21 protein-coding genes are annotated in these 18,700 nt (G+C 51.4%); 14 read left to right on the forward strand and 7 right to left on the reverse strand.

The features are described from left to right. Window positions 1-4 precede the first annotated feature (4 nt). A complete protein-coding gene (locus AC5JQH_RS23550; RefSeq protein WP_482901992.1) occupies window positions 5-562 on the reverse strand; it encodes a hypothetical protein in 558 nt (185 codons plus the stop codon). A gap of 104 nt (window positions 563-666) precedes the next feature. Between AC5JQH_RS23550 and AC5JQH_RS23555 the strand changes: the two genes are divergently transcribed. Further along, the gene (locus AC5JQH_RS23555) at window positions 667-1,155 is read left to right on the forward strand and encodes a hypothetical protein (protein ID WP_493806205.1); all 489 of its coding nucleotides are present in this window, start codon (window positions 667-669) and stop codon (window positions 1,153-1,155) included. After that, the gene (locus AC5JQH_RS23560; RefSeq protein WP_482901994.1) at window positions 1,152-1,754 is read left to right on the forward strand and encodes a hypothetical protein; all 603 of its coding nucleotides are present in this window, start codon (window positions 1,152-1,154) and stop codon (window positions 1,752-1,754) included. The genes AC5JQH_RS23555 and AC5JQH_RS23560 overlap by 4 nt, the downstream gene beginning before the upstream one ends. A gap of 7 nt (window positions 1,755-1,761) precedes the next feature. Here AC5JQH_RS23560 and AC5JQH_RS23565 read toward each other — a convergent pair whose 3' ends face one another. From AC5JQH_RS23565 to AC5JQH_RS23580, 4 genes are all read right to left on the reverse strand, one after another. Beyond that, on the reverse strand, window positions 1,762-3,048 hold the full coding sequence (locus tag AC5JQH_RS23565; RefSeq protein WP_493806206.1) for a tyrosine-type recombinase/integrase: 1,287 nt from the start codon (window positions 3,046-3,048) through the stop codon (window positions 1,762-1,764). Between the two features lie 250 nt (window positions 3,049-3,298). Continuing rightward, window positions 3,299-3,586, reverse strand: coding sequence for a hypothetical protein (locus tag AC5JQH_RS23570; RefSeq protein ID WP_136630391.1), 288 nt, complete (start codon window positions 3,584-3,586; stop codon window positions 3,299-3,301). 24 nt (window positions 3,587-3,610) lie between these two features. Continuing rightward, window positions 3,611-3,823 (reverse strand): hypothetical protein, encoded by a 213-nt coding sequence (locus AC5JQH_RS23575; protein ID WP_136630392.1) that lies wholly within the window; start codon window positions 3,821-3,823, stop codon window positions 3,611-3,613. Next, complete coding sequence (locus tag AC5JQH_RS23580; RefSeq protein ID WP_136630393.1) at window positions 3,813-4,070, reverse strand: hypothetical protein; 258 nt, start codon at window positions 4,068-4,070, stop codon at window positions 3,813-3,815. The genes AC5JQH_RS23575 and AC5JQH_RS23580 overlap by 11 nt, the downstream gene beginning before the upstream one ends. Between AC5JQH_RS23580 and AC5JQH_RS23585 the strand changes: the two genes are divergently transcribed. Continuing rightward, window positions 4,063-4,203: a hypothetical protein gene (locus AC5JQH_RS23585; protein ID WP_153637265.1), complete on the forward strand. Its 141-nt coding sequence runs from the start codon at window positions 4,063-4,065 to the stop codon at window positions 4,201-4,203. The two genes, AC5JQH_RS23580 and AC5JQH_RS23585, sit on opposite strands and share 8 nt — an antisense overlap. A 381-nt stretch (window positions 4,204-4,584) precedes the next feature. Here AC5JQH_RS23585 and AC5JQH_RS23590 read toward each other — a convergent pair whose 3' ends face one another. Beyond that, complete coding sequence (locus tag AC5JQH_RS23590) at window positions 4,585-5,811, reverse strand: site-specific DNA-methyltransferase (protein ID WP_136630395.1); 1,227 nt, start codon at window positions 5,809-5,811, stop codon at window positions 4,585-4,587. A 189-nt stretch (window positions 5,812-6,000) separates the two neighbouring features. Between AC5JQH_RS23590 and AC5JQH_RS23595 the strand changes: the two genes are divergently transcribed. The 8 genes from AC5JQH_RS23595 to AC5JQH_RS23630 all read left to right on the forward strand — a co-directional run bounded on the left by AC5JQH_RS23595 (window position 6,001) and on the right by AC5JQH_RS23630 (window position 14,531). Beyond that, window positions 6,001-6,519 (forward strand): antitoxin Xre/MbcA/ParS toxin-binding domain-containing protein, encoded by a 519-nt coding sequence (locus AC5JQH_RS23595; RefSeq protein WP_136631889.1) that lies wholly within the window; start codon window positions 6,001-6,003, stop codon window positions 6,517-6,519. Continuing rightward, window positions 6,516-7,043: an RES family NAD+ phosphorylase gene (locus tag AC5JQH_RS23600; RefSeq protein WP_136631888.1), complete on the forward strand. Its 528-nt coding sequence runs from the start codon at window positions 6,516-6,518 to the stop codon at window positions 7,041-7,043. Before AC5JQH_RS23595 ends, AC5JQH_RS23600 begins: the two co-directional genes overlap by 4 nt. 175 nt (window positions 7,044-7,218) lie before the next feature. Next, complete coding sequence (locus tag AC5JQH_RS23605; protein ID WP_136631075.1) at window positions 7,219-7,800, forward strand: IS607 family transposase; 582 nt, start codon at window positions 7,219-7,221, stop codon at window positions 7,798-7,800. Between the two features lie 30 nt (window positions 7,801-7,830). Then, window positions 7,831-9,006, forward strand: coding sequence for an RNA-guided endonuclease InsQ/TnpB family protein (locus tag AC5JQH_RS23610; protein ID WP_136631074.1), 1,176 nt, complete (start codon window positions 7,831-7,833; stop codon window positions 9,004-9,006). Window positions 9,007-9,504: 498 nt separating this feature from the next. Beyond that, on the forward strand, window positions 9,505-10,644 hold the full coding sequence (locus AC5JQH_RS23615) for a tyrosine-type recombinase/integrase (protein ID WP_092033539.1): 1,140 nt from the start codon (window positions 9,505-9,507) through the stop codon (window positions 10,642-10,644). Continuing rightward, complete coding sequence (locus AC5JQH_RS23620) at window positions 10,641-12,287, forward strand: site-specific integrase (protein ID WP_493806207.1); 1,647 nt, start codon at window positions 10,641-10,643, stop codon at window positions 12,285-12,287. Before AC5JQH_RS23615 ends, AC5JQH_RS23620 begins: the two co-directional genes overlap by 4 nt. Further along, window positions 12,284-14,137 carry a site-specific integrase gene (locus AC5JQH_RS23625; RefSeq protein ID WP_008169875.1) on the forward strand — a complete coding sequence of 618 codons (1,854 nt, stop codon included), beginning with the start codon at window positions 12,284-12,286 and terminating at the stop codon, window positions 14,135-14,137. The genes AC5JQH_RS23620 and AC5JQH_RS23625 overlap by 4 nt, the downstream gene beginning before the upstream one ends. Beyond that, window positions 14,121-14,531 carry a hypothetical protein gene (locus AC5JQH_RS23630; protein WP_008169873.1) on the forward strand — a complete coding sequence of 137 codons (411 nt, stop codon included), beginning with the start codon at window positions 14,121-14,123 and terminating at the stop codon, window positions 14,529-14,531. Before AC5JQH_RS23625 ends, AC5JQH_RS23630 begins: the two co-directional genes overlap by 17 nt. Before the next feature lie 133 nt (window positions 14,532-14,664). Here the strand turns inward: AC5JQH_RS23630 and AC5JQH_RS23635 are convergent, their stop codons facing one another. Further along, a complete protein-coding gene (locus AC5JQH_RS23635; RefSeq protein ID WP_493806208.1) occupies window positions 14,665-15,228 on the reverse strand; it encodes a phage integrase N-terminal SAM-like domain-containing protein in 564 nt (187 codons plus the stop codon). Window positions 15,229-15,610: 382 nt separating this feature from the next. Here AC5JQH_RS23635 and AC5JQH_RS23640 point away from each other — a divergent pair, with 382 nt between their 5' ends. The 3 genes from AC5JQH_RS23640 (at window position 15,611) to AC5JQH_RS23650 (ending at window position 18,643) form a co-directional block, all read left to right on the forward strand. Beyond that, the gene (locus AC5JQH_RS23640; RefSeq protein ID WP_493806209.1) at window positions 15,611-17,440 is read left to right on the forward strand and encodes an ATP-dependent nuclease; all 1,830 of its coding nucleotides are present in this window, start codon (window positions 15,611-15,613) and stop codon (window positions 17,438-17,440) included. 86 nt (window positions 17,441-17,526) lie between these two features. After that, complete coding sequence (locus AC5JQH_RS23645) at window positions 17,527-17,859, forward strand: hypothetical protein (RefSeq protein WP_027848511.1); 333 nt, start codon at window positions 17,527-17,529, stop codon at window positions 17,857-17,859. A gap of 106 nt (window positions 17,860-17,965) precedes the next feature. Further along, window positions 17,966-18,643, forward strand: coding sequence for a class I SAM-dependent methyltransferase (locus AC5JQH_RS23650; RefSeq protein WP_493806210.1), 678 nt, complete (start codon window positions 17,966-17,968; stop codon window positions 18,641-18,643). Window positions 18,644-18,700: the final 57 nt, after the last annotated feature.

Consider the following 18,700-nt stretch of genomic DNA (forward strand, 5'->3'; position numbering starts at 1 on the left):
TCGCTTAGTAGTAGTAGTATTCGCCTTCAATACCTGCGCCGGTAATGCGAACAAATCGCTTACTCTTCCTTTGACACTCAGTCCTTAAGTGGTACATGGGATCGCTTTGCCCGTCACGGGCTGCTCCGTAGCGCCCACCCGGGATTGGAAACCATTGACGGCAGGTTTTCCCGCTGTGATCGTAGTGCTCCTGTATGACTTTTTCCTTACGGCAGTACTTGCCCACAAAATCGCCTCGCTGGTTGATTTTCCTATCCCAATCGAGACAGATTTTGTGTTGTGGGATAAAACGGGCGATACCTCTCTCCGGTTTAGGCAGTGCTGCGTTTGATGCTCCTCCGCCAATGTCGGGACCTGATTCCATTTGGCAGCTAGGAAAGCCTTTGCCTTTGGCCAACCTCTTGTACAGCTTTTTCAGGATAGGCTTACATTCCTGCGGTGTTCCCTGGTTTGCGGCAAGACACAGTAATACCTCACAGCCAAAACTGGCCTTGCTGGCCTTGGCCTGGGGGGCGCCGACAAACAAGAAAACGGCAACGCCTAGACTGAGCAAAATTTTCACTGCTGATTGCCTCTTTTTTGCGCTATGGTATAGCTCTAGGATATTATAACTCTACAAGGTAAACAAGTTGCCGGTGTCGAGCCCTTAAAATTATAGGTTGATCAATGCATTTATCCGAAATCGCCAAAGAAAGTGCGACTGAAGACCAAATTTCATTTCTGGAAACGGAGTTTGCAGACCGGATCTATGCTGTTGGAGGTCGCTTCTATAAGGACGAGAGGGGCTATTTGTATCCAGGGTTCCAATACCCGTATACCACGAAATCCGGCGCCCAGCTTACCTTCGACATCGCATTCCAGACTACGACAGGTGAAACGCCGATCTCGATTGATGACACCTGCGTTGTCTTATTGGCGGTGCCTGAGGAACCCATCTTTACCAAGACGACCAGTTCTGTCTCTCTTCGCAAAATGATGAGCACCCCCAACAGCTACATCGTATTCGCCACCATCTCGACAGTGCTGGCGGAGAATGAGCGGATTGAGCTGCTGTCCCGTATCGAGAAGGAACTGATCGATGATCTGCTGGTCGATGATCTTTCTAATGTCGACCCTGACGATTTGAGAGAACAGGTATGGAGAGCCCACAAGTGAAAAGCACCGTCGCGGCCGTCCTTACAGCCAGCGTTCTCTGTGCACAGCCGGTGGTTGCCGGCTGGGATGTGTACCAACATCTGTCATCACAGGGCGGAAGCTGGACAGTTCATGACCGCAAAGCCGGTGTAACAGGGGCAGATAACGGCCAATCTTTCCTGTTGGCATCTGTTCACTGCGCGGGCGAGAATGCAGATGCTTTGCGCCTCAGCTTCGGGAGCCAGATATCTCAGTTTTACCGGCTCTATTTCGTGAGTCAGCTGGTCCCGGCTATCCAGGCGAATAAAGCGGATCTGACTATCTCAGTTGACGGCACGCATAGCTTTCCCCTGCAATACCACAACGCTTCCATCGACAACCAGAATCGACTAATCACTTCGGGGATGGTCATGAGCCATCAGGCTGAATCAAAAGCTATGGACGCACTCATGGCAGGCCGACAGGTGACTTTCAATCTCAGCTACAACGGCAGTCTGCTGCTGACCGAAAAGTTCACGCTCTCTAACTCGGCCGATGCCCTGAACAGCCTGCATTGCCCGGATTCATCGACCACTGTGGCCGACACCCGGGACGCTGCTGCCACTGACCAGGCGCTGTAGCCGGATTTTAGAGAATCCCTCGCACGTAACCACTTTCATATCGCTTTGCCGTGTCAGCGTCGATGTATTCCGCTTCAGTGAACGCTGCCGATTCGTGGCCGAGATCTTCTGAAACATCCCGCAATGGTCTCCGGTTCTCGATTATGTCCATGGAAGCACCGGTATGACGAAGAATGTGCGTTTTCTTTGAGGTCTGCAGTAACTCATCTGAAGCCTCAGGCATTCCCATGTCCAGGTACCGGTTAGCCGCCAGCACCATCGATTCCTCAACAATCCGCTCAATTGTCCTTTTGCTCATAACTGGGTCTGATTTCCCGCGTTTGGCAATCAGAGGTGCGGTTTCGCCGGGAGAAGGCATCGGCGGGAGGCCACGGTATTCCCGGTACCGTTTAAGGTAGGGGATATAGGCCTTGGGTAGTGGTATAGCACGGTCCTTGTCCCCCTTGCCTGAGACGTTTAGCTCCCAATAGCGGTTGTTCCCCAGGGTTGTGATCTGGAAATCCCCCATTGTTGGTGCCACAAATTGCTCGGAATCCGGATCGCCGTGGGGCGCCAGTTCAAATACCCGTAGGTAGAGCACCTTCATGGTGACGACAATGAAGAGATTTACCTCGTAGTAGTCATCTTTGTCAGCGGCCTTGATGAGCGTGTCGTGAAGGTGTCGCCATTGATCGGAAGTCAGTCGCGGGGCGGTCGCCTTGCGTGCCTTCGGCGCGGTTGGTGATCGACTTGCTCTTTCGGCCTTGCTCGCTTTCTGAACCCGTTTGGTGGCATCGAGCATGGGTGATCGACTCAGGTAGCCGGAAACCGTCAAGCGCTTGAAGAAGATCGACATGCTGGCCACGGCTGCATCGATCGTACTCTGCTTGCGGACTTTTCCTGCATCATAGAACGGACGCCAATCCGGGTTTGCTTCCCGGCGGCCGGCGCGGGTGACAAATCCCCTCAGGCGACCCTGTTCAGGTGTGGTAGACCACCCCTTTGGTGGGCGCTTGATCAGGTTGATATAGGCGTCGATATCATCGCCGTTCAGCTCTTTGAGTGATTTGCCCCGGATACACCAGGTGAAATTTAGGAGCCTTTGCACTTCACCGCGGAACTGGGCAAAGGACCCGGGTGTAGCCGCATGCTTAGTCAGGAATTTGGCCGCGGCATGCCAGTCTTCTCTGGCCTGGGGGTGCTGTGCATCCAGAAACTGTGCGAGGGTGGGGTAGTCCTCCAGGCTTTCGATCTGCCCATCGAGCAGCTTCGCGGTATCGAACAGCGGGTGCCCCGGAAACGTTTTTCTGCTCATGGTGTGGATCTCGAATCTTGTTGTTTTGCTTTCATGGCCGCGATTCTGGCGTACGCAGCCCGGCCCCGGGAAACGTATTCATGGCCACAGGTATTGCAGCGGCACAGAACCCCCTGACCCCGGACCTCAATCACTTCGACGTTGAACCAACGCCAGAATGTGGGGCTGTAATTGCTCCGGGCGTACATATAGCTCCACTTTGCCTTGCACTTGGAGCAGTAAAGGGCGCGTACAGGCGTTGAACGTCCCATTATTTCTTTGGCCTTCTATTGGCCCGGTTTTCGATCTTTCCTTCTCGGACCATTTGCTGAAGCTCCGTGATACATACCGGCCGGGTTTTCTCCAGCTTGGCCTCGAGTTCTGTCTTCTCCCCCGGGAAAAGCCTTTTCTTTAGCCGGTGAAGAGCCCGAATCTGGCGTTTAACTTCATCTTTCTCAGCTTGCGTGCAGTTGCTGATGGCGTCGAGAAAAGTCTCACGATCCTGCAGGGCCCACTCAATGGCCATAAACATGGTGTCGCCGTAGGAGTTCAGATGCATAGTTACCTCCCGCTGAACGCGGTTTTAGTGCCGGGCCGGCTCAAAGACCTCATAGCCGGCGAATAACTTGATTGTCCGATCGCTGCTATCCCACACAGCGACCGGGGTTCCGTTGTTGGCCAGGGACATCTTGCGTGCTTCGGACTCTGCAGCTTCCAGGGACGCAACGACTGGATCCCTTTTCTGAGGATTCAGGAAAAGCCCGTAGCGGTAACGTCGTCTGGACTCACTCGCCACGCTCAAGCCCTCCATCCAACGTTGACGTACTGCCGTCACCGCCATCAACATGGCCTTCGACGTAACCGAGAACCAATTTTCTCCCATGCCCATCATCAAACCGAAGGGAGCCGGTACCGGAGCCACCGAATAATTCAATCCCGAGACTTTCTGCTTCACGCAAATATCGGCTAAGGCCTTTTGCGATCCGCTCTACCTTCTTCGGGTCGAGGCCGGCGTGCTCACACTCGGGGATGTTGATGAACATTCGATTACTCCCAGAATCGCTTAATCGGAGGAAGGTCGAGGCCCTGATCAATGGCGTCGAAATTCTGCTCAAAATACTGGACGTACTGATCCAGATGCTTTCCGCAGAACTCTTCCAGTTCATTCACTGGTAAGCGAGGATAAAAAACGATTTCCGGATAGCCATCTTCGTCAGCGAATTGAACAGTCCCATCATCAAAAACAAGTCGCCCAACCCCGCCGAGATAGTTCTCAACGGCGGCGATGTAGGGGTAGTTGTTGGCCCCTCGGGGTCAAAAAATATCGTGTTTGATTCAACCATGACTCACTCCACTTGCTGTTACTTGCCGTCTCGAACCCAGCGCCTTACGCGCAATTCACAACCGGATGTCAGAGCCACGCCATTGGCCATACCCACATGGGTCGCTCTTTGCTTGCACCCGCAGCCGCATCGCTGGCGGCTCTTGCTTGGTGCCTTGACCATGAAGCGTGTGTGTTCTGACGCACTACCCCATATTTCCACTGCAATACTCCTGTTAAGCCGCGCAGGCCAAGAACTCAGGGTTAACAACTAGAGAATCATTACCCGCAAACCGGTATGAGCCACCGTGAACATACTCATGCATACATTCTGTAATCAGCCATTTACGGTTGGTGTTCTCAGCCCCAACCGCCGTGGTCAGGCTTCCGCCAAACGGATCCACCACCAGGTCTCCCTCCCGCGACATCAGCCGAATCAGAAATTCCGCTAAACGCAGTGGGTAAGGGGCTCCATGAGCTGGTAATCCGGCTGCCTTCGCCGCCTTCTTGTAGGCCGACTGCGAGCGACAGTTGTGCGGAAACCGAAGAACGTTCCTCGGGATTCTTCCCGGTGTTTCATTTGAGAAGGCGCCGGCCGGGCGTCTGTACGCGCCATCAGAAAAAGATCTGGCCTCTTTGGTACCGCCAGCACGAATCAGTGACAGGTGACGCTCAGAGTGCGGCTCCAAAACCCGGCGGTTATCGGAAATGAGCTGAGAAGGATCATTGCTAAACCAGTAAATTGGCTCCCAGGCGACATTCAACTGCTGGCGGGTTTTACTGGCCCACTGCAAAGGCCCGGGGGGCTTGCAGGGGTTCTCCCAGATCAATTCGTCAATTTTCCAGAGACCGAGCTCTTCCGCCAGCGCGATCACCATCTTTTCCCGGTATAGCGATCGGGCAGGGCAGCCTGGCTCAAAAATGTCATTGGAAACGTTCAGACAGATGCTGCCGCCGGCCACCAGGTTTCTCGCGATAGGGCGAATGCTCTCAACAATGAAGTCGATGTATTCGTTCAACGAGGGGTTACCGTAAGCCCGGGATTCCCGGAGCGGGTAGGGCGGTGAGGTCAGGCAGAGTGTGATTGGAGTGTCTATGGACTCAAACACATCGCTGCTCAAGGACCAGAGGGCGGCGCCAAGCTTTGTGGAGAATGCCACCACGGACGCCTTGGGCTGGACCTTGCGAAGCTTGGTCTTACCCTTGCCGGTCAGAACCCATTCGCCGCGGGTTTCAGTGCGTTCGAGCAGACCTGCCGCCTTCAGGGTTTGTTGATGCCACCGGATTTCACGCTTGAGCGTGCTTCTGGGGGTGCCGTCAGCGCCAATCGGCTTACGCTCATTCAATGCAGCGAGGGGAATCCCGGCTTCCCGGGCAACTCGGCGATAAAGGCTGGCATTATCGACAGGGCCTTCCGCTTTGCTGTAGACGGTCTTTACTGCATTGAATAGTGACAGCTGCATTGATCATTCCTGATTCATCCTAACCTGAGATTATTGTTGCACAATATTAATGCGTTATCAAATGTCATATAATTATTTATAAGAGTGGCTTAAGGAAAATCAGGCTGCATTTTTCCGCCATCACCATAGGCAGAGCGAGTTATTTGTACTAGGATAGTATCGTATTAGGTACGAGCTACGAGGTAAGTCATGGCCACCGAAGCCGATATCAGGGCAATGGGCGAGGATGTCATCAAAATCAGTTTCTCCGGCGAGAAGCGCAACGAAACATTCGTGATCGACAACATTGATGACCTGTTGAGATTGCGGGTAAGCCGGGAAGTGAAACAGCCAATTTCCCGCTTGATGACAGCGATGCTGATCTCCAAGAAGCCCGCTTCTGGTGAGACCCTGAAATACATATCAGCGACAATCCCAAAAGACGTGGTTGCAGCCTCTCTTGAGATCAATCCGACGAATCTTTCGAAGCTATACCGGCGGCCGGCTCTGTCCCGAACACAAACGGAAGAGCTGGATAGCCTGACCCTGGTATGGAAGGACGCTTTTTACGGCCTTTTCTCTGGCAACTCAGAGGCCATGACCCGTTGGCTTGAAACGCCGGTACCGGCCCTCAACGGAGTCACCCCCAGGAGCTTGATGGGTACCTTGTCCGGGCGCCGTGTGCTGGAGGGATACATCCAGGATCTCAAGTTCGGAGATTACTCTTGATCCTATTCAAAGCCGGGCACAAGGACTACGTGGACAAACTCGCTGATTACCGGAAAACACGCAGCTTTCGCGAAGGTGGCCGATGGAACAGTCCCGGCACGCCGGCATTGTATTTCAGCAGCAACGTGCAAAACGCCATGCTGGAGCTGAGAAACTACCTACCTGACCCTGTAGTGGCGAACACCGTGAACGTCATGGGGGTGTTTCAGACACCGCCACTGCGATTGATTCACCTCAGACCTGATGAGCTACCCAGCGGGTGGCATCAATACCCTTATCCGACACAAACCCAGATTACCGGTGACCGGTACTTGCTGGACGAGAACTACGACGGTTTTGTGGTTCCTTCTTGTGCAATTAACCATGACCTAGCTGAGTCAACCTACAACGATGTTCGCCAGAGTATCTATGCAAACGTGATCGTGAACCCTGAACGCCAGGCAATACAGGAAGCTTTGCTGCTAGAGAAACACAGCCCGATATACTCAGCTCGCGCATTCTCCGCACTCAAAGGAGATCTTTGACCATGAAAACGTCCGCATCTTCGATGATCGTTTTTCTTGTTGCGGTCTTTATGGCTTCTACTCTAATCGGAGCCTCTCTATGGGACAGTTTCGTTGATGGACTCCGGCTTATGATCGAGGGTTTCTAGCTAGGTCTCAGAAAATTGGCTAAACCTGATCATTTGGAGGTTTTGCCATGAAGAAGATCAGCCATGCACCACTTTCCATCGGTCAGTTTGCTTCAGGCTTAGGTGTGTCAGTGGTCACAATCCGGCGATGGTGTCGGGTCGGGAAAATCAGTGAGGCTTTCAGAACGGCTGGCGGACATCGCCGATTCACAACGGGGCAATTGCGCAAGCTAATGGGTTTGAACGATCAGCGGTACAGTGTCGGCTATGCTCGCGTTTCCTCTCATGATCAAAAGAGCGATTTATTGACACAGGCTAATCGACTGGCAGGCGTTTCAGATCGAGTCATTGAGGACTTAGGTTCTGGGCTGAATTGTAAAAAACCGGGCCTGAGAAGGCTCATTGCTACATTGTTAAATCACGAAGTATCCACGTTGTACCTCACGCACACCGACCGGCTGGTAAGGTTCGGACACGAACTGATCTTTCAGGTCTGCCGCTGGGCCGGAACGGATGTGGTGGTTCTGGACGATGAGAAGGAGATTCCGTTTGAACAGGAGCTTTGTCAGGACGTGCTGACGCTGATGACGGTATTCTCTGCACGACTGTACGGAAAGCGGTCCCACAAGAATCGCAAACTTACCGCTTGATACTGTATATATAATCAGTATTATTAGGGTGTGGATGTTGCCTTCAAGACCCAACTGCTGCCCAACAACAAGCAGCGCACCTACTTCGCTAAAGCCAGCGGGATCTCGCGATTCACCTGGAACTGGGCGTTGGCCGAATGGGATCGGCAATACGCCATACACAAAGATGGAAGCGGGGACCGCCCTTCGGGCATGGCGCTCAAGCGCCAATTCAATGCCCTGAAGAAATCCGAGTTTCCATGGGTGTACGAAGTGACCAAGTACGCCAGCCAGCAGCCATTCATTTCGCTCCAGCGAGCCTTCTCCGACTGGATGAAGGATCTTAAATCCTCGAAGCCCAAACACCTGAAGAAGCGCCGCCCGCGCTTCAAGAAGAAAGGCAAGGCTGTAGATTCATTCTACATTGGCGGAGACCAGGTGAAGGTTGAAGGTTGCCGGGTCAAGGTGCCGAACCTGGGATGGGTTCGCATGGCGGAGCCGGTCAAATACGGTGGTCACATCAACAGCATGACGATCAGCCGCCAGGCTGATAAATGGTTTGTGTCCTTCTCCATGAAGGTTGAGGTCTGCTCACTCCCAAGCAAAAGCCAAGCACGGTGTGGTGTGGATCTCGGTATCAAGGCGCTAGCCACGATCTCTCAGGGAGATGTTCGGGAATGGAAATCCCCAAAGCCACTGCAACAAGCGCTACGGAAGCTGGCCCGGTATCAACGGCGACTGGTGAAAAAGGTCAAAGGCAGTGCCGGCTATCGAAAACTGAAGACCCGCATTGCCAGACTCCACAAACGAATTGCCGACATTCGTGCCAACACGCTGCATCAGCTTACCCACTATCTGACCAGCAAATTTGCAGAAGTTGTTATCGAGGATCTGAACGTCAAAGGCATGATGGCGAATGGGAAGCTGGCCCGGCACATTGCCGACATCGGCCTGTTCGAGTTCCGCCGACAGATGACCTACAAGATGGAATGGCGAGGTGGCGTTCTTACCGTAGCAGATCGATGGTATCCATCCAGCAAACGTTGCTCTGCCTGCGGAAACCATAAAACGGATCTGGCGTTGGCGGATCGGGTCTACCACTGTCAGTCCTGCGGCCATCGAGAGTGCCGAGACTACAACGCCAGCAAGAATCTTGAGCATTACAATACGGCTCGTTCAGCCGGAATTTACGCTACTGGAGATGACGGCTCTGCCCAGGCCGCTTAGGCAGCTTGGGCAACCAGCATCGTTGAATGTAGAAGTGAGCATCAAACCTGATGATCAGGTTTGGATAGGTCTCTCAGAACGGTAATCCCAGTGAAACTGAAAAGGACCGGTTCGTTGCTGCCAGCTTTTGGGTTCTTGCTCCGGTTGCGATGGTCGCGGTAACAATTGCCATTATTCTGGATGACACAAATGATACTAAGCAGTGAGCGTAGAGGTGTCAGATGAGTTCAGCAGTTACTGAGCAGTTAAGTCCCTACCACCTTTCCCGGGACTACTCGAAGCTTTATGAGCTAATCTGCCGCGGTTTCAGGATGGCGGGTTGGGCAAATTCATTTAACCGTATCGATTCAGATGATACGCCTCTCCGTGACATCTGTGAGATTCGAAGAGAGGGTGAATACCAGGTCATGTTTTGTACCACAAATAATGTAACTCTCCTGTTGCAGTCTTAAACCACCCCTTTATACTGAACAAAAATACAGTATTGGAGATCCGAGGGTGGAGTTCCTTCTTGCTACACCAGAGTTTGGAATCAGGGGCCACTCCTATGAAGGGTTCCCGATTCTTCTCAAATCCAATCATGATGTGTTTGTCGAAGGAATGGAATTTCTCGTTCATCACTGCTTAAAACGTGGAAGTGTGCAAAGCCGACGTAGTTGGGAAACGTTTGGAAGGGATCTGTGTGATTATTTCGAGTTCATTGAAGCCAATGGGTTTGATTGGAGAGAGCTTGATCACCGAAATCACGAAACCCTGTTAGCCCTGTATCGCGACGTTTCTTTTGATCGATTTAACCTTAGCGCCTCCACGGTAAACCGACGACTTCACCTGGTGATCAAGTTTTATCAGTTTGCCCTCAAACAAGGTTGGGTAAGCACGTTGCCGTATGACCTTGAAACGGTGAGAGTCAGACAGACAAAGGGTTTCCTGGCACACACAGACACGTCCGGGGGGTATGCCGTAAAGCCTGATGTACTGCTGAAAACCACGCCAACCAAGATCAAAGTCCTCAACAAAGAGCAGGTCGATGAGCTGCTGAAAACCATCAAGAACAAAACTCTCCGATTGATCGTTCGGTTGGCGTTGCTAACGGGTTTGCGTAAAGAAGAGCTGCTGACAATTCCAGTTCACTACATATCTGCACCCCGGTCGATCTCGGCTCGAAGTCATGTGGTGGTTGAGCTTGATCCCCAAGAGATGAGCACCAAGGGAGACAAACCACGGACGATCCATGTGCCGATATCATTGATGACGGATCTCTGGGATTACGTGATCCACGAGCGTCACGAAACGATCCGCAAACACGGGACAGACCCAAAAGCCCTCTTTGTAACCGCCAAGGGCAACCCCTGGAGCATTCGAACCTCGCTCAACAATCAACTGAACCGATTGAAGCTGTCGTTCGCCTGCCATCCCCACATCCTTCGTCATACATACGCGACGCACACGTTGAAATCACTGATGTCACGGAAGAGCACCACGTTCAATCCGTTGATCTATGTCCGAGATCGCCTCGGCCACAGCAGCATCACGACTACGGAAAAATACCTGCATTTCCTCGACGACATCGAAGACGATTTGCGCACAAGCTATCAGAGAGAAATTGAAGAAACGGCGAAGGAGGCGGCCTGCGCATGAAAAAGGATTTCACGCTAGAGAGGCATGAGGTTGGTGTTCAGGAGTGTGGCGAGACTGCAATCGAGGGGACAATCACCACCGTTGATCAGGCGCGTGTTTCAAAACCGGCGAACACCGTCGTTGCGTTTCCCGAAAACGCAACAAGCGCCAGAAATGCGGACTTCGGGCCATTTTACGGCCAGGGCTATGACAACATCACCGCTGCCTGCCAACGCACAATCGAAAGGCTGGTCGCAGAAAGCGTCAAAACCAATGGAAAGTCTCTCAGCCCGAGCACGATTGCGAGTTACTGGAATGATGGCTTTCGTAACTTTGCGCCCTTCCTGTCGTTACTCCACGCCGCTAGTGGTGAGCGCCTTACCATGGCCGATCTCGACGCCGACAGCATCAAACAATTCCTCCAGTACTTGAGAAACGAGCCCCTCAAATACGGCGCGCAGAAAAACTACTTCTCTCATACCAAATCTCTGCTTGTGGCATGCCATCGGTTCGGGTTCTGGCCAGAAGTGGATATGAAAACGGTCTGGCCTGCCAGTCCGTTTCCGAGTTCTAACAGGCGAACTAAGGGCCAGAGGGCGCTTAGCAAGAATGAAAAGCGGTTTTTGATCAAAGCGCTGCGAAAAGACATGGAGCGTATTGTGGCTCACTCGGAGCCACTGGGTCGCTATGACTTGGCCGTATGCGTCTTGTCCATTGCGCTGTCGACCGGAATGAACCTGACGCCCATCCTGGAGCTGACCACAGACTGCGTACAGCCTCACCCGCTCAAATCCAACCTGCGGCTGTTAGTGAGCTTTAAACGTCGTGGTAACGCCACGCAAGTTGTCGCACTGAGAAAGTCTGAGGAAGTGTCAGAGATGGCCAGTATCCATCTCTATGCCGCTGATGCCATTGATCTGATCGTTGCGAGGAACGCTACGACACGCGCCCAGTTCGATGACTCAAATCGGCTGCTGGTCTACGAGGGAACTCGTAGCAAGTTCGTGGGCAAAGCATGCCGACTGACGAACTCCATATTGAATTACAGCATCAACGCATTTGTTGACCAGCACCAGCTTAAAACGGACGATGGTAAACCGCTCACATTGAATGTCAGCCGGCTGCGCCAGACGCTCTTGAATCGTGTGTGGGAAATGTCGGGGCAGGACCCCTTGGTGGCGGCCAGAACAGGCCGACATGCCGTCTCAACGGGCAATGCCCACTACTGGGAAGCACCACCGGAAGCGGAAACCGACATGCGGTTTTTAGGCGAGGCGCGTGTTCAGGAGCTTCTTAGCCAGCCGAATATTATCGCCAGTGACCGAACACCCGTTTCGTCGTGCAAGGATGTCCGTCGCGGGCAGCGCGCCCCGAAAAACGGCGAGCCCTGTCAGGACTACCTCGGCTGCTTCCGATGTAAGAGCTTCGTGGTGACCGGCGATGACCTCTATCGCCTGTTCAGCTTCTACTGGGCCGCCCTGCGCAATTACGACACCTTCGGCGGCAAACGCTGGACCAAGTACCTCAAGCAAGTGATTCGACTGATCGATGAAGAGATTGCGCCTCACTTTGGTCAAGCGCTCGTGAATGAACAGCGCGAGAGAGCGAAACACCAGCCGCACCCGTTCTGGCGAGACCTGAGCATGGCGAGGATGGCGGTATGAGCAAGATTACCGGCGCAGAGGTGCTGGCCGACCGTGAACGTTTGCTGCGGGCTTTGCCCCAGGGTGAAGGACTTCACGGTATCATCACCACGGACCGGGCCGATGGGGTGTTATATGCGCTTTCCCGGTATGAAGACCCGGAGTGGTGGTTGCCCAGAGCCAAGAGCACTGGAAACCGGAGGGATTGCGAGCGGAGGATGGATTTTACCCGGATCAAAGGCGATCAACTGAGATCCGAAGCCAAAATCCTCATGGGCCGAACAATCTGGGGCGAAAAGGCGCTGAGCAATGCCTCGGTCTTCACTATTTTCCAGAATCTGGTGCTCTGGCTGAACTGGTTGCACGACCAGGGGATCTCCGGTCTGGCGCAGGTCACGCCTCTCGTAGCGGTCCGCTACGTTCAATACGTCCAGCGTTTGACCCCGCCGCATAAGCCGGGGAAACAAATTAGCAGCATGACGAAGTGGAATCGCTTGTCGACTGTGGAACGAAGCTGGAAATTACTGCGCGATACCTCCCACGGATTTGAGCATCCATGGCCCGAAAGCTCGGCTATCGCGCTGTCCGGACATAAGAGATCAAACAAGGCCAAGACTGACATCATTCCTGATGACATTCTTCGGCAACTGTTCCAGCACGCCGAATTTCTGCTCAATCGAGCCGACGACTTGTTGAAGCATCGGGATGCCCTAGCTGACTTCCAACCCTGTTCTAAAAACCATAACGATCAATGGGAGGAGCGGGTCGAGTTTTTGAAAACCCGAGGTTGGGATCAGGGGCTAGGTGCACTGGGTACGACACTGCGCGACCTGCGTGACGGTTGTTTCGTGATCATTCTGGCGACGACCGGTATCCGGGCCCATGAACTCGGAAACATCCGGAGGGATCAGTGGTACAGCGAAGTTCGAGATGGCGAGCGGTTCTACTTCCTCGGCTCACGTTCGGACAAAACTCATGCGGGCGAAACATCATGGCTGTGCCCGGAGATTGCGATTGAGGCGGTAAAGGTGCTGGAGCGGCTGGTAGAGCCCTTGCAGGCTGAACTTGAGCAGGCGCTGAAAGAAGCCAAAGTAGTGGGAGACCTGAACAAAGTGACTTGTCTTGAAAAGTGCTCAGGTTGCATCGGTCTGACCAAGTTAACGCAAAAGAGAAACAGTATTTCTCTGCTGAGTGGCCTCGCTCTGCACCGAAGGCTCGGGAAGTTTGCGAAGGACCTCGGGATAGATTGGAAGCTTGCTTCACACCAATTCCGGCGTACTTTTGCTAACTACGTGGTGCATCACAAGCTGGGTGACTTGCGGTATCTGCGAGATCACTTCAAGCACTGGAGCCTGGATATGACCATCCTGTATGCAATGAACGAGGCGCAGGATCTGGAGCTCTATGACGAAATCTACGCCGCTTTTGACGGCAAACGTCAGGCGATTGTCGGTCATTGGTTGGAGCCTGATACTCGGCTTTCCGGTGGCATGGCCGGCCATATCCGCCAAATGCGAAGCCGCTCGGAAGAAGTCCGTACCTATAAAGATCGGAAAGAGATGATTGAGGCCATCAGCGAGCTGGTGTACCTGCGGTCCACCGGCATCGCCTGGTGTACCAACGATACCGGCGTGGACTGTGCAGGCGGCCAATGCGAGGATTGCGAGCACGGTTGTATTGACGATAGCCAAAAGCCGTTCTGGGAAGGACTTTACCTGCAACAGATTGAGCTTCGACAGATCGATGATCTGGATGACTCGGGATCAAAGACGGTCGAGCGCACCATGGAACGCTGCGAGAGGGTGTTGACCGATCTCGGCGTGGACATCAACCGTCTCAAGGAGCAACTGACCGATGTCGACGTCATCTGAATCCGAGACCCACAAGCGTATTCGGCTGGCCATTGTTCGATTGGAAAAAGGCCAGCCTAAGGTCGTTGAGAAGGGCAGGAAAGTCTCGGTGGCCGCTGTTGCCGAAGAGGCCGGAGTCAGTCGTGCCTTGATCCACAAAGACTACCCAGACATGCTGGAACGCATCCGGGGCAATTCCAACAAGGCGATCCAGAGACAGCGTGACGAGAAGCACGAGAAACTCAAGGAAGAGCGTTTCAAGAATCGTCAGTTACGGGAAAAAATCGTAGATTTGACCGAGCAGCGCAACGAACTTGCTTCGAAAAACGCGACTCTTGAACTCGAAAATCGCCGGCTCTCGGCAATCTTGGAAAGTAAAAACGTTAGAGTTTTTAGGGGGAAATCGGGTGAGTAGCGCTACGCAGATTTTGGCCAGAACCTTTTTCTCCCGCTTCTTAAACAAAAGCGAACATTCACCGCACCCCCAATTCCAGGCTTTACGCCCCTTAAACGGGTAAGCAATGCCCCATCAAGAACTTGGCAAACGATCAAAAGGGCTGACGGTTCCAGCACGTCGATCGCCAATTTTCTCTTAGATTGCCTGGAATCAGTGTGTATCGATCTTTTCGTCCCTTACCGTTGAATACGAGCAAACTGCGGCTTTTTAGGTCGATGTCTTTCACGCGAAGCGAAAGAGCTTCGTTGATTCTCAAACCGCATCCATAAAGAAGCGCAGTGATGAGCCAATACTCTGCATCCATGTTTTGAAGAATAGAAGCAACTTCATCGGGACTCAGAACGGTTGGCATGCGTCGAGGCGTTTTCGTCATCTTGTACTGTAGGTTTTCAATCTCCCGCTTCAGCACATGCTTGTAGACAAAAATAATCGCGCATAGCGCCTGATTTTGAGTGCCCGGACTGACTCCCCGATTGACGGCGAGATGATTCAGGAAACGCTCAATTTCGTGATTACCCATGACTTTTGGGTGCTTCTTGTCATTGAAAAGGATGAACTGACGAACCCAGTAAAGATAGGACTTCTCGGTTCGGTAGCTGTACTGCTTTGTCCTAATTTCTGTGCGGACCGATTGTAGAAACGGTGACTTCGACACGCTCGCCCTCCGTGGCTGAATGCTGTATGTACGTACAGTTATAATAAAAAACACCCAAAAACGCCAAAATTCTTGCGGCTTAATTTGCACGGCCCTGCTCGCTTTTCACAATGCATCTCTGTAGGTATCTGTTTCAGCATGGGAAAAATTCGACCCACTGGATTTAACGTGCAAAAACGTGCATAAATATCCCGCGTGCACACTTTTCACAGAACCAAAAGCTCAAAAGCCCCCTGAGATGGAGGGGTAATGATCTGAAAAATCGAGGTTATTCAGGTTGTGAAGCAGTATTGGACTGGGTGATGGTGTTGCGGTTTAATAAGAAAGCAAACTAATAAGCTGTTAAGGGGCAAGTGCCTAAGAATCGAATAAGGATGTTTAAATGCGATTACATGAACTTAAAATAAATAATTTTAGAAAACTAAAAAATTGTCGGATCAAGTTTAGAGATACGACTTTTCTCATTGGGCCAAATAACGCAGGAAAATCTAGCGTCTTTGCTGCGCTAGAGCATTTTCATAAAAATTCGAATTTAGATAGAGAGGACTACTCAAAAGAGTATAACGAACAAGAAGAGAGTTATACCTATGAAGATGAAGTTGAGATTGAAGCGGAATATCATAACTTACCAGATGCTGCTCATAGCTGGGTAGGGTTCAAAGGTAGACTAATATCAACTCAAGATCAGCTAGAAGGAGAGACCGGTAACTCTATCGTTTACAAAAAAGTCTGGTCTCTTAATCAAAGCAAGCCAAAGATATTCATGAAAGAATATCCGAGAACAAGAAGTGCGTTGTACGCAGAATGTACAAAGGTATCAGACCTCGTAGGTGAGCATTACTCGGAAATATTCCTGAAAGAGCATTTTGGTGAGGCGAATTTTGATAAAAATCTAACAACAGCGGCAACAAAATCGAAATTATTGGATTTGCCCGAATGCTGGGATATTCAAATGGATGAAGAGGCTACTTGGGTGGAAAACCCTGGTGGCATTCCCGGTAACGTCTTATCAAAACTCCCAGTTATTGTAGTTATCCCAGCAGAATCTTGCATTTCCGAGCTAACAAGCTCTGGCGGAGCTTTGTTTACTTTGTTGGGTGGGCTATTTGATCAGGTCAGGAGCAACTCTGAAAACTACGCTCAAGCACAGACTTTTCTTAATAACCTTGCTTCCGAGCTTAATCCAAATGATGAAGAAACTGATTTCGGCCAGTTAATCCGAGATCTTAATGGAATGGTTGATACTCTTTTTCCTGATTCATCTGTACATGTTAGTGCAACACTTGATGTGCCAGATAAATCTATTAAGCCTCAGTTTAAGGTGGAAATGGAGAGCAATGTAAAAACCGCCGTAAATTATCAAGGCCACGGGATGATCAGGGCAACCGCATTCCAGCTATTACGATTTGTGCAAGACTTTATAAATAGAAATACTGACAATCCTCGGGCAACCATATTTTGTTTTGAGGAGCCTGAGATATATTTACACCCATCGGCTGCAAATCAAATGCGAGATTCGCTATATGACTTGGCAGGCCCAAACTGTCAAATTATAGCGACTACACACTCTCCTTATATGGTTAATCTTGGTTCCGATAAAAGCATGAGCTTAACGAAGTTTGGCTTTACTGAAGATGGCTTCTCGACAGCAAATTCGTTCAATCTAGAAGAGGCTTTTGTTGCGCTCGTCGAAGAAGAAAAGCAGAACTTAAAAATGCTTTTGAAGGTTGATGACTATATCGCAAGAATGTTCTTCTCAAAGAAGTGTGTGTTTGTTGAAGGTGATACAGAAGAAGTTGTCGTGCGCGAAACAATCAAAAGGCTATCTCATGAAGATAAGGCAAAGGTCATAGGGAACTGTGAGTTTCTAAGAGCCCGAGGAAAGGCTGTACTTATATCAATTGCAAAGTATTTGAATGCGCTAGATGTAAACTACATGTTTATGCATGACCGTGATGCAGGGACTGAACGCGCGGAAGCGATGAATGCACCAATCTTGGAACAGACAGGGCATGAACGGCGAATTATGATTGAGGAGTGCATTGAAGATTTATTGGGCTATGATGCCCCGAGTAGCGAAAAACCATATAAAGCACACCTGCACATCCAAAATAATTGGGGGGATGAATTTTCTGATTTACCGAATAATTGGAAGTCAACATTTATCACCTTATGCAGCCCATATTTGGATCACCTTCGAGAAGCCCCTTAACAAGTTGCTGCACTCGGAAAAATTACTCGCTACGCTCCCAATTTTCCGGTGAGCAAGGCGTTATGCAATCAAGGAGGACAAGTTACGTGATCACTGACCGAGAAACTGAACTGGCTGAGCGACTAATCAAGCTACATGACGGAAGGAGCTATCGGGAACTCCAAGAAATGTCGGCGCTGCCTAAAGACCCGAATGACGATGGGAAGATCACTGAAGACATGTATCTGGATATGTGTCGGGATATAGAGAACGAAATGGGTGCGTTGGAAAGCATCGAGTCTATAGATTGCCTACCGAGAAATGAGTCCAAGTTGACGTTGTGGAAGGCGAAGTACAGCAAAAGTGATATCAAAGTGTTTTGGGCGATTGGATTCGACTCGGAGACACTGAAAGTTCAAGACGTTTTGGTCCAATGGTAAATGCATAACAAGGCCAGTCACGGCGACGTCTACTACATTGCGGCTTCGCCTTCATTCCGTAGCCGCGCATGCTGGCTGGCGTTATACAGACTAAGGAGAGTCAGACTTGAAGTTAGCCAATGTAGTCCCGTGGGGCCGATGTTTTGAAGAGTATCAGGCGATGTTCGGGTTATCCGAGAATGACCTGAACAAGCGTATCCTTGGTTGCGGTGATGGCCCCGCAAGCTTCAATGTAGAGGCGGCAGGCCGTGGGTGCCAAGTCATTTCCTGTGATCCGGTTTACGAGTTCCAAGTTGACGAAATACGTCGCCGAATTGATGAAGTGTACCCGGAAATTATGACTAAGATGCGGCAAGGCGCAGACAAATATATTTGGGAGACACTGAGTAGCGTCGAGCATCTTGGCGAGATCCGTATGAATGCCATGTCGAGGTTCCTGGCCGACTTTGAGGCAGGTTGTCAGCAAGGCAGGTATGTATCAGCGTCTTTGCCTTCGCTGCCGTTTTCCGACTCTGAGTTCGACTTGGCACTCTGTTCCCACTATCTTTTTCTCTACAGTGACCATGTGGGTGGGGCAGCTCACCTCGCATCAATGCGAGAGCTATGCAGAGTGGCGCCGGAAGTCCGTGTCTTTCCTGTTGTATCCTTAGACGGAGAAGTTTCGAAGCACCTGGATCAGGTAATGACTGCATTATCGTCCGATGGTGTTGATGTCTCATTGCAGCCTGTTAGTTACCGGTTTCAAAAAGGTGCTACTGAGATGTTGGTGGCAAAGCCCGTATAACCAATGGCTGTTGTCGGACGCACCTACGCTGCGCTCCGGTACGCCGCAAAGCCAGGC

The organism is Marinobacter sp. H13 (genome assembly GCF_059072335.1).